General features: G+C 60.6%; 12 protein-coding genes. 4 read left to right on the top strand and 8 right to left on the bottom strand.

Features of this window, described 5'->3' with window-relative positions:
- Window positions 1-495: 495 nt before the first annotated feature.
- The 3 genes from rnk to ABIG06_RS02310 are packed head-to-tail and all read right to left on the bottom strand — an operon-like array spanning window position 496 to window position 1,808.
- The gene (gene rnk, locus ABIG06_RS02300) at window positions 496-903 is read right to left on the bottom strand and encodes a nucleoside diphosphate kinase regulator (protein WP_370133861.1); all 408 of its coding nucleotides are present in this window, start codon (window positions 901-903) and stop codon (window positions 496-498) included.
- Between the two features lie 55 nt (window positions 904-958).
- The gene (locus ABIG06_RS02305; protein ID WP_370133864.1) at window positions 959-1,468 is read right to left on the bottom strand and encodes a GreA/GreB family elongation factor; all 510 of its coding nucleotides are present in this window, start codon (window positions 1,466-1,468) and stop codon (window positions 959-961) included.
- Window positions 1,469-1,481: 13 nt separating this feature from the next.
- The gene (locus tag ABIG06_RS02310; protein ID WP_370133866.1) at window positions 1,482-1,808 is read right to left on the bottom strand and encodes a phasin family protein; all 327 of its coding nucleotides are present in this window, start codon (window positions 1,806-1,808) and stop codon (window positions 1,482-1,484) included.
- A 506-nt stretch (window positions 1,809-2,314) separates the two neighbouring features.
- Between ABIG06_RS02310 and ABIG06_RS02315 the strand changes: the two genes are divergently transcribed.
- Window positions 2,315-2,734 carry a GreA/GreB family elongation factor gene (locus ABIG06_RS02315; RefSeq protein WP_370133868.1) on the top strand — a complete coding sequence of 140 codons (420 nt, stop codon included), beginning with the start codon at window positions 2,315-2,317 and terminating at the stop codon, window positions 2,732-2,734.
- A 123-nt stretch (window positions 2,735-2,857) separates the two neighbouring features.
- Here the strand turns inward: ABIG06_RS02315 and ABIG06_RS02320 are convergent, their stop codons facing one another.
- Complete coding sequence (locus tag ABIG06_RS02320) at window positions 2,858-3,703, bottom strand: LysR family transcriptional regulator (protein ID WP_370133871.1); 846 nt, start codon at window positions 3,701-3,703, stop codon at window positions 2,858-2,860.
- Window positions 3,704-4,056: 353 nt separating this feature from the next.
- Here ABIG06_RS02320 and ABIG06_RS02325 point away from each other — a divergent pair, with 353 nt between their 5' ends.
- The 3 genes from ABIG06_RS02325 (at window position 4,057) to ABIG06_RS02335 (ending at window position 8,965) form a co-directional block, all read left to right on the top strand.
- A complete protein-coding gene (locus ABIG06_RS02325; protein WP_370133874.1) occupies window positions 4,057-5,886 on the top strand; it encodes a glycoside hydrolase family 15 protein in 1,830 nt (609 codons plus the stop codon).
- 9 nt (window positions 5,887-5,895) lie between these two features.
- A complete protein-coding gene (locus ABIG06_RS02330; protein ID WP_370133875.1) occupies window positions 5,896-6,768 on the top strand; it encodes an SDR family oxidoreductase in 873 nt (290 codons plus the stop codon).
- Window positions 6,769-7,612: 844 nt separating this feature from the next.
- On the top strand, window positions 7,613-8,965 hold the full coding sequence (locus ABIG06_RS02335; RefSeq protein ID WP_424578067.1) for an integrase arm-type DNA-binding domain-containing protein: 1,353 nt from the start codon (window positions 7,613-7,615) through the stop codon (window positions 8,963-8,965).
- Window positions 8,966-9,005: 40 nt separating this feature from the next.
- Here ABIG06_RS02335 and ABIG06_RS02340 read toward each other — a convergent pair whose 3' ends face one another.
- Genes ABIG06_RS02340 through ABIG06_RS02355 form a run of 4 tightly spaced genes read right to left on the bottom strand, consistent with a single transcriptional unit; the run spans window position 9,006 to window position 13,233 of the window.
- A complete protein-coding gene (locus ABIG06_RS02340; protein ID WP_370133877.1) occupies window positions 9,006-10,130 on the bottom strand; it encodes a mandelate racemase/muconate lactonizing enzyme family protein in 1,125 nt (374 codons plus the stop codon).
- 39 nt (window positions 10,131-10,169) lie between these two features.
- The gene (locus ABIG06_RS02345) at window positions 10,170-11,207 is read right to left on the bottom strand and encodes a tagatose 1,6-diphosphate aldolase (RefSeq protein WP_370133880.1); all 1,038 of its coding nucleotides are present in this window, start codon (window positions 11,205-11,207) and stop codon (window positions 10,170-10,172) included.
- Entirely contained in the window at window positions 11,204-12,163 is a 960-nt protein-coding gene (locus tag ABIG06_RS02350) for a sugar kinase (RefSeq protein WP_370133882.1), read from the bottom strand. Before ABIG06_RS02350 ends, ABIG06_RS02345 begins: the two co-directional genes overlap by 4 nt.
- Window positions 12,160-13,233 (bottom strand): ABC transporter ATP-binding protein, encoded by a 1,074-nt coding sequence (locus tag ABIG06_RS02355; protein WP_370133885.1) that lies wholly within the window; start codon window positions 13,231-13,233, stop codon window positions 12,160-12,162. The genes ABIG06_RS02350 and ABIG06_RS02355 overlap by 4 nt, the downstream gene beginning before the upstream one ends.

Genomic DNA, 13,233 nt, shown 5'->3' on the forward strand with positions numbered 1-13,233 from the left:
GACAAACGAAAACCATCATCGGTTGATGCCGATAGGCCGAATGAAAATGGCGCGAGAATTTTTCAGTCTAAACGACCATGGGCGCACGACCTGCCGACCGTTGCTCCTAACATTCTCCTCGATGAGAACTGACAACATTTTTCGTTTGCAAGACCCGCACGCTGGACGACAACTCAGGAGGCCCCATGGGGACGCTGAACGCGGACGATTGGAACGGATGCAATGCCTCTGCCGCTCGAACATATCGTCAAGCATTCGATAGGCACCCCCACGCTCACAGCGCCCCAACTGACATTGCTGCTTTTGGCAATTATTGTCTGCCTGGGCATCGCCCTCGTATGGACTCTTTGGGAGATCGAGCACGATACGAATCCGCGACACGATAGACATCGGTCGGATTAGGTATAGCCAATTGCAACTCAGCAACGAGCTGATTCGATCAAAGTGGGCGCGATGCATCCATCGCGCCCACGTCCTGTCTTCGGCGCCTATGTATTAGTCTTCGCGGCCAACCTTGAGCACGGTGAGCTCGCGCCTTTCGCCGCTTCTGGTGCGGAACGAAATCGTCTGATTGACCGAAAGCCCCAGAAGTGCGGCGCCGACCGGCGTCAGCACCGACACACGTCGGCGTGCAATATCGGCATCATGCGGATAAACCAGAACTACTTCTTGAACCTTCCCGGCCTGTTCATCCCGAAATTTCACCTTACTGCCGAAACTGACGATATCGGGACGCAGTTTATCTGCCGGGAGGACATGCGCCCGCTCGAGTTCCTCACGAAGATATTCGCATACCTCGGCCATCGGCCCGCTCGCGATCGAGGACAGCGCCGATAGTCTTGCGAAATGATCAGCATCAATGGCAATCGGGGGTCTCATCTCAGCTACTCTGTCGCGCTGCATTTCCCACTCCTCAAATCTTATCTAGCGATCCAGCTCTCTGCCAGCACATCGGCTCCTAAGCCGCCTGAGGGCCGTCGTCATCGGGCCCCGGAAAGCTGGTGGAAACCCGACCGGCGCTGCGGCGGGATTGTGCCGGAAACAACACGGGTGCTCCCGGCGGTGCCAGGACGCTTTCGACAATGACGGAATGAAGCCCGCCCTCGATACTGAAGAACTTCATGCGCTGCCCAACGCTCATTCCGAGAAGGGCGGCCCCAAGCGGTGAGAGGACCGATAGTTCCACCAGCCCGTTTCTAAGATCGTGCGGGCACACCAGGATTTTGCTTTCGGACTGCCGACTGCCGTCGACCCTGTAGGTCACCCACTCATTGAGGCGCACAGTACCATCCGGCACCTCGTTCGTATCAAACACGACGGCCCGACGGATCTCAGACATCAAGAATCTGCCTACGGGATGACGTTCTTTCACGGCATCATCGGCTAACCGTTCAAGGCGCGCATGGTCTCGTCGCGCTATGAAGATCGAGGGCAATTGCTCGGTGGAGTCGAATCGGATGTTTGACATCGCGCAATACTCCTCAGCTTTCATGAGCTGGTAAAACGCCTTCGTCACCCTCTTGGCGTTCAGCGGGGGCTACACATATGCTTCGCATCCTCCGGGTTAGGTCGATCAGATTGTTCGCGTGCTGCCCCAGCGCACCTATCTGATTTCGATAATACGCGTCTGAAACCTCGATCGCTTCCATGCCGGTTTTGGCGCTTGCAAGGCGCGCAAGATATGCAAATGACTGCAACGTATTGTTGCCGGCCAGTTGCGCGGTTTTGCGACTATGGTCTGCAACGGTGGCAACTACATCGCTCGCGGCGCTCATGTACAATCGCCCGATCGTTTTCGCCTCTGTCATCACTTGACTCCTTCGGTGTTGACCCGATCATGCGGCCGGTTGCTGGGCCCGCGCTGACGCAGCTTCGTATTGCGGCGCACCGTCCTCGATAGGCTCATGTCAAACGAGCGCGCAGCGCGTGCTACGCACCTCGTGACAGAGCAGGATTGTTTTAGAAATAGTTATGCCCGGACAGCCATTAAGGCTACCCGGGTCACCTGCCAATTTGCAGGTGCCCCTCGACGCAATATGGTTGATCGAGCGCAATGATATTCATGCAAACATACTTGGCGCGGCGGTCCGCGAAATCAAGATACTCCGTTGGTCCGCGCCGTTTTGTCGCGAATTGCTTCGTACCTCGTACTTAGACACCTTTCGATTTTCGCGGAATTGAGCCGCGATGCGGTATGCCGCACTGGATCTGTAACGCTCAGCCCAGCGTTTTCATTGCATCGAACGGTCAAATAAACTCGTTTGTCGTCGAGCGCTGCCGATGGGAAGATGCCGCTCTCCGAGAGAAGAGTACCATGACCAACGCTGGACAGAAACGTCCCGACCGACCGTCCATAGTTCTAACGAGGATGGACCGACAAAAGCTGCTCAAGCTGCTTCAAGACTTGCCGATGAGCAGCGTCGATACCGATTGCTCCCTTCGAGAGGAGATTGATCGGGCCGATATGATTTCAGACACCGCCACATGGAGTTCGGCCGTCAGACTCGGATGCGAGGTGAAGTTCGTCGAGCTTGGAACCTCGCAACTTCGTCGCGGTCGTCTCGTTCTTCCGGACGATGCCAGAACCGCTCACTGCATCTCGGTTCTAAGTCCGATTGGCGCCGCCCTCATTGGACTTGGACCTGGGCAGTCAATTCGTTGGACCGAGCGTGGTAGGGAACGAAGCCTCGCGGTGCTTGAAGTGCGAGCGAGCCGAGTATCACAGCCCACTTAGTCGGTGGCACAGCGTGTCGATGATGCAGGTGACGGTCTTGGCGACCCTCGCCATGAACGCGTGCCGATGCTGACGCGATTGCACGTGTTCTTGCTGAACGATTCGACACGCTCTGCTATCGAGCTACTTCCCGACGCTTGCAGCCTTGCGCAGCGCGACGAGCGCCGCCTCCAACGCTGCGGCATCAACATTTGTCGCGTGAGTGGCGTAAACGGGGAATGAGAACCGAGGCGCACCAGGAACCAGGTGAAGTGCGCCCTCGGCAAGATATGACTGAACCGCATGCATTCGGAAGTATCCGGAACCTCCCTCCAGGAGGATATAGCTCAGCGCAAGCGGACCAAGGTTTGTTACGAGGCTCGGCACGGTTTCCGGAAAGCTCACGGCATGATGAAGAGCGAACTCAGAACCCCATTCGACGTGAACATATCGAGGATCGTTCTCGTGATACTTCGCGAGATCGGTGGTCACGAGAACGAGTTCTTCCTCCATAACCAGATCTACCTCCAACCCTGGTCGATGTTGGGGAGCGTACATGATCGCGATATCTACAAGCCCGGCAGCAACGTGAGTAATCAAATCCTGAGGAACGTCGACGTGAACGCGAAGTGCAATGTCTGAGTGTGATCGCCTCAACTCCCTGACCCACTCGATTAAAAGCGGGCGCCATAAGCTGACTTCGCTTCCGATCGTCAAGACAGCGCTGTGTCCTTCCGGCACCGCCACTTGCTGTTTTGCGCGCTGCCACAATTGCACGAAACTCGGCGCGAAACGAAGGAACTGTTCGCCAGCCGGGGTGAGGCTCGCACCGCCCTTGTTTCTAACGAACAGCGGCCGCCCGAGCTGCTGCTCGAGGAGGCGCACACGTGCGCTGACCGTGGTCTGCGCGACATGCAAGCGGTCAGCAGCTTTGATGAAGCTACCGGTTGACACGATCTCGATGAAAGTTCTGGCAAGCTCGATATCCATCGTTTCATAGCATAATTGCTGCAGCAAAATGTCAATTGAATTCGTTTATTTGCTTTGTTCGTGCGATCGGCGGGATTGAACTACGGCCAGGCCATTATTCCTCATGGCTTCAAATGGCCGACGTTCCACAAGCGCCGCCGCAAGGAAGCGTCCGTCCCAAGCAAAGATCGAGTGCGACCGAATCTTCTTGCCAAAGGCCGGCGGATCGATCCCCGATCCATCGGCCGATCGCCGGCCACCTACCCGCCGCCCCTGACGTCGGACCTGCCTTTTCGCCGAAAGTCTATGCCGCCGAAATCCCGCAGCCGGAACCCAAGGGCGAGACGCCCATTGGTCTCGACTGGGTACGTTGAATGGCTCGGATCGAAGACTATGCGTTGATCGGCGATTGTGAGACCGGAGCCCTGGTTGGGCGCGACGGGTCGATCGATTGGCTCTGCCTGCCTCGTTTCGATTCCGATAGCTGCTTCGGACGGCTCCTCGGCAACGAGGAGAACGGGTACTGGAAGCTTTGTCCGGTCTATGGACATCCAAGCGAGCGCCGCTACCGGCCAGGGACGCTGATCCTGGAGACGGTCTTCACGACCGATCGGGGGCGTGTCCGCCTCACCGATTTCATGCCTCCAAAGACAGACGTTTCAAAGGTCGTGCGGATCGTCGAGGGCCTCGAGGGCAAGGTCGACATGCGCAGCGAGCTGGTCGCGCGCTTCGACTACGGCATCAGCGTGCCATGGGTCAGTCGCGTTGAAGACGGGGCGCTCAGCCTAGTTGCGGGGGACTCGATGCTGCTGTTGAGAACCGAAGCGCCCATGCGCGGCGAGTCCATGAAGAGCATCAGCTCGTTTTCGGTCAAGAAGGGGCAGCGCGTCGCTTTCGTCCTTTCCTACCAGATTTCGTACCAGGACCCTGCGGCTGCCGAGGATCCAGGCGCGCTATTGGACGCAACGGACCGTTTCTGGCGCGAGTGGTCTGGCCACTGCGAAGCAGCAGGAGCGTACTCCGATGCTGTTCAGCGCTCTTTGATCACTCTGAAGGCACTGACGTTCGCCCCGAGCGGCGGCATGGTTGCCGCGGCGACGACCTCCCTTCCTGAGCAGATCGGCGGCCCAAGAAACTGGGATTATCGGTTCTGCTGGGTGCGCGATGCCACGCTGACCCTCTTGGCCCTCATGGGAGCTGGGTACTACGACGAGGCGCGCGCCTGGCGAGATTGGCTCGTCCGCGCTGTGGCGGGAAGCCCCAAGCAACTCCAGATCATGTACGCGGTCACGGGCGAGCGCCGGCTGACCGAGTGGGAGGTGCCGTGGCTCTCGGGATATGAAGGTTCGAAGCCGGTGCGCATCGGAAACGCGGCGCACACCCAGCTTCAGCTCGATGTCTACGGCGAGTTGGTGGACGCTCTCTATCAGGCGCGTCGCGGCGGGCTTCATGAGAACAAGCGGGCATGGGCGATCCAATGTGCCCTGCTCGACCATCTCAAAGGCATCTGGACCGAACCAGACGAAGGCATTTGGGAAGTTCGCGGCGGCGCCAAGCACTTCACCTACTCGAAGATCATGGCGTGGGTGGCCTTCGATCGTGCCATCAAGTCGGCGGCCGAGTTCGGCATGCATGGGCCGGTACGAGAGTGGGAAGCACAACGCGCCGCGATCCACGAAGATGTGTGTCGGCACGGTTACGATGAACATCGGCAGAGTTTCGTGCAGGTGTATGGCGAGCCGCAGCTCGATGCCAGCCTACTGCTGATTCCGGCAGTCGGCTTCTTGGCGCCCGATGATCCGCGCGTGATCTCGACCATCAGGGCGATCGAGCGGGAATTGCTCCAGGACGGTTTCGTCCGCCGATATGACACGGGTGCAACAAAGGACGGTCTCCCGCCCGGCGAAGGCATGTTCCTCGCCTGCAGCTTCTGGCTTGCCGACGCGTATCACCTGATTGGCCGTGACGCGGATGCCAAGGCCTTGTTCGAGCGGCTTCTGGCGCTGCGCAATGACATTGGCCTGCTCTCGGAAGAGTACGACGTCGAACGCCGGCGCCTCGTCGGGAATTTCCCACAGGCGTTCTCGCACATCGCACTGGTGAATACGGCCCACAACCTCACACACCGCGAGAAACCCTCTGAGCACCGCGGCAGCAAGAAGCCGGTTCCCAGCAAAGGACAGCAGGCGACGAACTCGCTTTAGGAGGCAACCATGGCTGAGAGCACGACCGACCCCACAGCACCAGCCCTCCCCGGCGAACGTCCTCGACCCGCAGCCCGTTTTCCGGTCGTGCTGGAGGGCCAGCCAGCCCTCGTCACCGGCGCAAACTCTGGGATCGGCCGTGCTGTCGCCCTGGGTCTCGCCGCCTCTGGCGCCGACGTTGCCGTCAACTACATCGTGGACCCGCAAGCGGCTGAAGACGTGGCCCACCGGATCGAAGCGTTGGGTCGGAAGGCGATCACGGTCAAGGCGGACGTCAGCAGTGAGGAGGACGTCCAGTCGATGTTTGCCCGCGCTGTCGAGCACTTCGGGACACTGCACATCGTGGTCAGCAATGCGGGTCTGCAGCGCGATGCTCCATTCCATGACATGACTCTCGAACAATGGAATAAGGTCATCGGCGTCAACCTGACCGGCCAGTTTCTCTGCGCCAGGGAAGCCATCCGCGAATTCAAGAGGCGAGGTGTCGTGAAGGACGTCTCCGTCGCGGCCGGCAAGCTCGTCTGCATGAGCTCTGTCCATCAGGAGATACCCTGGGCGGGGCACGCAAACTATGCAGCCTCGAAAGGCGCCGTCATGCAGATGATGCGAAGCGTGGCCCAGGAGGTGGCTCCGCTCGCCATTCGTGTCAACGGGATTGCACCGGGCGCCATTCGCACGCCCATCAACCGGCCGGCCTGGGAGACCAAAGAGGCCTACGAAAGCCTGATGACCTTGGTGCCCTATAAGCGCATAGGAGAGCCAGACGACATCGCCCAGGCGGTCGCGTGGTTGGTGTCGGACGCCGCCGACTACGTGACGGGCGCGACCCTGTTCATCGACGGCGGCATGATGCTCTTCCCCGGCTTTGCGACCGGAGGGTAGGTCGTCACCGCTGATGGAGCATGTCTCGGGCCGCCTCGACGCCTGAATTCCCCAACATGCCGGCAGCAGCTGGCGACCGCTTCGCACGTTACACGTCTGCTTCCCGGGGACCGGGAAGAGGGATTTTCGGCTGTTCCAACCGGCAAGCGCTTGCACAATAAACGAAGCAAATGACTCAAGCGGTCGTCAACATCGTCGATCTTTGCGTCCGCTCTCCATCCTCGTGGGAGCGGAGGCAACCAGCAAGTGCGCTTTCTCCCCTCCCGTCGGAATTTTTCGGTCGTGCGTGCGCCAACCGGAGGCGGCTCCGCCCTTCTTCAGAAGGTCTGCTCACACTGGATGCAGCAAGATTTTTCCTGATCTCCCGGTGCACACGTCGTGCACACTCCGTCTCCTAACCGACTGAACAACTTGAACTCTCGCTCCAATCCATCATTGGACAAGCCGCAGCGCCACTCATGGATCACCCTCCGCTGATGGCCAGTTAGCCTTAATCACACAACAGAGTGCTGAGGTGTCGCGCGATGCAACTCTCTATCGGCGCACTGCCGGCCGTCGGTCGAAAATGGCCGTTTGAAAAATCAGATGCTCAAACGGTCTTGCTGGCTAAGGTATTGATTTGGTGGGCGCACCAGGGCTCGAACCTGGGACCCGCTGATTAAGAGTTCAAAGCCGGCGCCTCTCTGCGATTTCTGAATCTGCGCCACGCCACGACAGCAGCCAAGAAGGCCTTTTATTTCTAGGGACTTATCGCATAGCTTCGCAGTCCAGCGAACCCAGACCTTCAAACACCTCGGCTCGCCAAAACCGTTTGAAAACCGTTTTAGCAGTTCACATCCGTCCCATGACCGACATTCGCATTGCTCTCAGCGACAAAGCCATCGCTCAACTACCGACTCCTGAAGATGGTTGGTATCTGGCTCGCGACACCGAGTTGAAAGGCTTCTTCGTGGTCGTGGGGAAGCGGAAAAGGACCTTCACGGTTCAAGGTGACCTCAGACAACGGGGAAAGCGGGCCTCTTCCATAAGAGTGTCGATTGGAGATGCCACCGAATTAACGACTCGAGCGGCTCGCGCAATTGCCAAGGAATACCTTGCTCAGATCAGCAAGGGACAGCACCCGAAAGCGAGGCTAAACGGAAAGACCGGACAGGCCGATGGGAATAGTGGCTTAACGGGCGCTACCCTGAAGCAGGCCTGGCAACGCTATTTGGAAGCCCACCTAATCCGAAAAGGCCGTAGCGAGAAAACGATAGGTGGCTATCGGGATCACGTCGAACGTCTCTTTTCGGAATGGCTTGACACCCCTCTGCTCGATCTCGCGAATGATCCCGCTCGCGTCGCCAAAAAGCATGATCAGCTTACCAGGGAGAACGGTCCCTACATGGCCAATGGGAGCATGCGGACGCTGCGAGCCGTCTACAATCATGCGAGGAAGACCAATCGATCGCTGCCGCGTGACAATCCTGCGGATGCTGTCGATTGGAATCAGGAGGAGCGCAGGAACACCGGTATGGGCACCGGCGATTTGAAAGGATGGTTCATAGAGCTGGCCAATCTGGACAATCCAATCCGGCGCGAATTCCATCTTTTGACTTTGCTGTGTGGATCTAGGCCAACCGCATTGCAGCAGGCTAAGCCGGAACACATCGATTTTCGGCGCCGAACGCTCCACATCCCTAGGCCCAAAGGAGGCACTAAGCGAGCGTTTGACATCCCGCTGTCTCGTGAAATGATCATGAGCCTCATTCGGGTGCTTCGCTTCGGCAGACAAATGCATCCGTCACAGGCGCGAAAATGGCTATTCCCGGCTGACAGCGCCTCAGGGCACTTAGCGGAAACGAAGGAGGATCGAGATATCTTGTCAAAATGGGGCAATGACCTTCGTCAAACATTTCGGACGATTGCCACCGCTGCCGGCGTTTCGGAGTTCGATGCCAAGCTCCTCATGAACCATTCTATCCCTGGTGTGAACGCAGGTTATGTCACTCGACACAAGCTGGTTGAAGACCACCTGCGCAGCCAGCAACAAGCTATCAGTACCGTCGTGTTTTCCGCACTCGGTAAGTCGCTCACGGAACAGGAAGCCCTGATCAATTGGCTTGGCCGCGGAGCTAGTCGAAGAGCCGTACCCCAATTCCGGTTGGAACCAAACACTCTGGGCGAGCAGCAAGAAAGAATTCGGCAGGCCGCATGACGATTTGACCGCCGAAAACTCGGGAGACTCATCTTCTAGCCTAGATGCTGCGATAGCGCTCGATAGCGGAGAGATTAGGCAGTATTCCAAGCCCGGGGTTTTGGTTCAATTCAATCCCGCCCTCCCTCACATCGGCAACCGGGCCGCAAAACAAATCGCGCAACGGATTATCATTGGCATCGACCTCCAGCCAGCCATCACCGCCGACAGCCGCGAGGAGATGTGCAGACGCAAGCAGGCCGATGCCTCCGCCGAGATAGTGCGGACAGAACGTCTTGCCTACCCTCAGGATTTGGCGGGCGAGTTCTACGCAAACGGTAAGCCCGCCCCATTTTGCGATGTCGGGCTGAATCACGCCGAGCACATCGTCCCCGAGAGCCGCCTCGAAATCTTGGACACTGGAAATGTTCTCGCCCGAGGCGATCGGCATTTTTGCGTTCGCGCGCAGCTTGCGCCACTCCTCGCGCGGCCGGTCGGCGCGGATCGGCTCCTCCAGCCAGCGTAGATTGAACTCGGAGAGCCGCGGCAGCATCTCCAGCGCCTGATCCACCGACCAGCCCTGATTGGCATCGGTCGCGAGCATGCCGGCACCGACGATGGTTCGCAGCGCCGAGAGGTTCGCAATGTCGGTTTCGGCGCCAAAGCCGACCTTCAGCTTCAGCGCGCGATGGCCGCGCTTGAGCGCGGCTTCCGCCGTCTGCGCGGCACCGCCGGGATTGATGCCGCTGGCATAGACCTTGATCTTGCCGGATTGGCCGCCGAGCAGCCGCCACAACGGCAGGCGCTTGCGTCGCGCCGCGAGATCCCACAGCGCGAGATCGATGCCGGAGATCGCCTGCGCGAACGGACCGGGCTCGCCGCACTGGAGCGCCAGCACCTTGGTGCCCTTGGTCAGGGTTTCGAAAGGCAGGGCGGGCCCCTCGAATTTGCGTCCGACCAGGCCGGGCGCCAGCACTTCGGTGACCAGCCGGGCGCGGTGCTCCGCGCCCGGGGCTGGAAAATTGGACCAGGCTTCGCCCCATCCCTCGACTCCGTCTTCGTCGATCACGCGAACGAAGACCGCAGGACGATTGAGCATCTTGCCGAACGACGTCACCACCGGCGTGGCGAGCGGATAGCGATAGCAGAACGCCTCGACCGAGCGGATGGTGAAGCTGTCAGTCATGTTGCAGATCCTGCGAGACGACGCGGAGCTAACACCATCTCAGTAAGCGCGCGCGAAGTCACCTTCCTGCTTGATGTCGGTGAAGACAGGATAACGCGCCTTCCAGGCCGTGCCCTTGGCCGTGGTCAGTTCGCTGAGCCGGTCGAGCACGTTGAGGCCGTCCTTGCGCAGGCTGGCTGCCACCGCCGCGCGGTCCGGGAAGTTCTTCAGCACGGCATCGAGCCAGATGGTGCGGCCCGCGAGAAAGCCGCTCGCGCCGGCGGCATAGGAGTACTCAAGCACGCGCTCGAACTTTTCCGGCGCGGCGCCGCCGGACAGCAGCACCCAGGGGATGCTGCGCTCGCGGCAGATATCGCCGATCGCATCGAACTCCTTCTGCGCGGCTTTCGCCTCAGCGCTGCCGTCGCGGGCCGGCAGGCCGTTGGCCGCGAGCGGGCTCTCCAGCTTGAGGAGATCGACGCCATATTCCGGCTTGGCGAATTCGCGCACGCTGTCGATCACGAGGGCGGGCAGCTTGCCGGGCGACTCCACGTAGTCGGCAGTGTGGTTGGCGCTGCCGAGGAACGGATAGACCAGCAGTTCGAGGACGTAGGGAATGTCGTGGCGGGCACAATCCTCGCCGATCTCGCGCACGAATTTCTTCTGGTGCTCGTTCACCGCGGCATCGGCGTCCGGCCGGTACCAGGCCAGCACCTTGACGGCATCGCCGCCCATGGCGCGGATCTTGTCCACGCTCCAGTTGCTGATCGCACGCGACTTGCGGCCACCCGCGGTCTCCTCGACGCGGTGCTCTTCCAGCGTCATGATCAGGCCGCACCGTGGCGGCAGCAGATCGATTGCGGCGGGCACCGCAAAGTTCGGATCGAACAGCATCGAGCTGCAATGCGGCGCGAGATTCTCGACCAGGAGGCGCTTCGCCGCCGTCACATCGGAATATTCGACCTGGTCCCGCGTGATGCCCTTTGCTTTCGCGATGGCATCGAACAAGGGCGGCCGCTGGTCCAGCGCGACCATGCGAAAGTGGCCATCCGCGTCAGCAAGCCGTGCCAGGCCGCGGTTCTTTCCAATCGTTCTCATGGCTTCGTCCTCATGAATACAAGACACTCGTTGATGGTGGGGATCCCATTGCGGCCGCCGGCGTGGCGGCATTTCATGGCGGCGGTGGCCGCCGAGAATGCCATGGCGGCGCGCACGTCGAGACCGGCGCCGATCGCCAGCGCATAGGCACCGTGGAAGACGTCGCCCGCGCCCGTGGTGTCGACGACGTCGACGGCATAGGCGGCCTGCCGATGCAGCTCGCGGTTCTCATACCAGCTCACACCGCCCTCGCCGTGCGTCACCGCGATAACGCGGCAGCCGAAGCGCGCGAGCGCTGCGAGAGATTCATCCTTGGCCGAACCGGCAAAGGCGGTGAGCGCGGGCTCGGAAAAGATCGCGTGGTCGGTCAACGGCAGCAGCCGCTCGAACACCTCGGCGTCGGCCATGTCGCCATCGAGCACCGTCGCAATGCCCTGCGCCCGCGCTTCGCGGAACAGCGTTGCCGCACCCTCGACCCAGCGCGGATCGGCCAGCACGGAGGACGCGCGCGCGACGGTTTTGAGCGGAAGCCAATCCGCGCCTTCGGGATAGAGGCCGCGGAAGTTGACGATCTGCCGTTCGCCACTGCTATCGACGATGATCCCGGAGACGGACGAGCGGCCCTCGGCAAACAGCCGGAAGTTCTCGACATCGACGCCTGCGGCGGTGAAGGCCGACTTCATCTCATGGCCGGCGGCGTCATTCCCGGCCCGCCCCCAGAATGCGACCGACGCGCCAAGCTTGGCCACCGCCACACTCGCATTGGCGGCCATGCCGCCGCCGAGCGTGCCGTACTCGACAGCCTTGATCTTCTCGCTTCCACCCGCGAACGGCCGATCGACCCGCCAGACCTGGTCGAGCGCGGACAGTCCCAGGCAGATCACCTGCACAGGCTTCGCCCTGGATGCGACATCCGCCAGTGCCGAGAGATCGGCAATGTTGACCGGCGCGCTCACCGCAACACCTGTCCGTTGGCGGCATCGAACAGATGCGTCTTGCCGGGCTGCGGACGCAGATTGATGCGATCGCCGACCTTCGGCCGGAGCGACGGATCGACCCGCGCGATGGCCGAGACGCCAGCGAGATCGAAATGGATCAGCGTGTCCGAACCGAGCGGCTCGACCAGCCTGACGCTGATCGCGATGCCATCGGCGGCATCGGCCGCGACGGCAAAATGTTCGGGACGAATGCCCAGCACGGCATTGCCGGCCTTGCTCAGGCGGGCTGCGGGCTCGCCGTCCAGCGGCACCACCGTTCCACCTTGCGAGAGGACGGCACGCTTCTGGCGCCATTCGACCGGAAAGAAGTTCATGGCAGGCGAACCGATGAAGCCGGCGACGAACTGGTTGGCAGGCCGTTCGTAGACCGTCTCCGGAGTGTCGTATTGCTGGATCGTGCCGCTCTGGAGCACCACGATCCGGTCGGCCATGGTCATGGCCTCGATCTGGTCGTGGGTGACGAAGACCATGGTGGTCTTCAATTCCTGCGACAGCGCCTTGATCTCGGCGCGGACCTGCCCGCGCAGCTTGGCGTCGAGATTGGACAACGGCTCGTCGAACAGGAACGCCTTGGGATTACGCACGATGGCGCGGCCCATGGCGACACGCTGGCGCTGACCGCCGGACAGCTCTTTCGGCTTGCGATTGAGATACGGCTCGATGTGCAACAGCGCGGCGGCGCGCTTCACCCGCCCGTCGATTTCCGCCTTCGGCGTGCCCCGCAGCTCCAGCGCGAACGACATGTTGTCGTAGACGCTCATATGCGGATAGAGCGCGTAGTCCTGGAAGACCATGGCGATGTCGCGCTGGGCGGCCTGCACGCCGTTGACGCGCTTGTCGCCGATATAGAGGTCGCCCGACGAGATCGGCTCGAGGCCCGCGATGATCCGCAGCAGGGTCGACTTGCCACAGCCGGACGGGCCGACGAACACGACGAACTCGTGGTCCGCGATCTCCAGATTTAGATCGGGGATCACGGTGAAATTGCCGTAGCGTTTGGTGAGGTTGCGGATTGAGATCGAGGCCAT

Origin of the sequence: Bradyrhizobium sp. USDA 326, assembly GCF_049739485.1 — a bacterium.
Lineage (GTDB): Bacteria > Pseudomonadota > Alphaproteobacteria > Rhizobiales > Xanthobacteraceae > Bradyrhizobium.

Bases quoted from the DNA above. Each gene is read 5' to 3' on its own strand.
- rnk (WP_370133861.1), bottom strand. From the start codon at position 903: ATGCAGCGCGACAGAGTAGCTGAGATGAGACCCCCGATTGCCATTGAT.
- ABIG06_RS02305 (WP_370133864.1), bottom strand. From the start codon at position 1,468: ATGTCAAACATCCGATTCGACTCCACCGAGCAATTGCCCTCGATCTTC.
- ABIG06_RS02310 (WP_370133866.1), bottom strand. From the start codon at position 1,808: ATGACAGAGGCGAAAACGATCGGGCGATTGTACATGAGCGCCGCGAGC.
- ABIG06_RS02315 (WP_370133868.1), top strand. From the start codon at position 2,315: ATGACCAACGCTGGACAGAAACGTCCCGACCGACCGTCCATAGTTCTA.
- ABIG06_RS02320 (WP_370133871.1), bottom strand. From the start codon at position 3,703: ATGGATATCGAGCTTGCCAGAACTTTCATCGAGATCGTGTCAACCGGT.
- ABIG06_RS02325 (WP_370133874.1), top strand. From the start codon at position 4,057: ATGGCTCGGATCGAAGACTATGCGTTGATCGGCGATTGTGAGACCGGA.
- ABIG06_RS02330 (WP_370133875.1), top strand. From the start codon at position 5,896: ATGGCTGAGAGCACGACCGACCCCACAGCACCAGCCCTCCCCGGCGAA.
- ABIG06_RS02335 (WP_424578067.1), top strand. From the start codon at position 7,613: ATGACCGACATTCGCATTGCTCTCAGCGACAAAGCCATCGCTCAACTA.
- ABIG06_RS02340 (WP_370133877.1), bottom strand. From the start codon at position 10,130: ATGACTGACAGCTTCACCATCCGCTCGGTCGAGGCGTTCTGCTATCGC.
- ABIG06_RS02345 (WP_370133880.1), bottom strand. From the start codon at position 11,207: ATGAGAACGATTGGAAAGAACCGCGGCCTGGCACGGCTTGCTGACGCG.
- ABIG06_RS02355 (WP_370133885.1), bottom strand. From the start codon at position 13,233: ATGGCCTCGATCTCAATCCGCAACCTCACCAAACGCTACGGCAATTTC.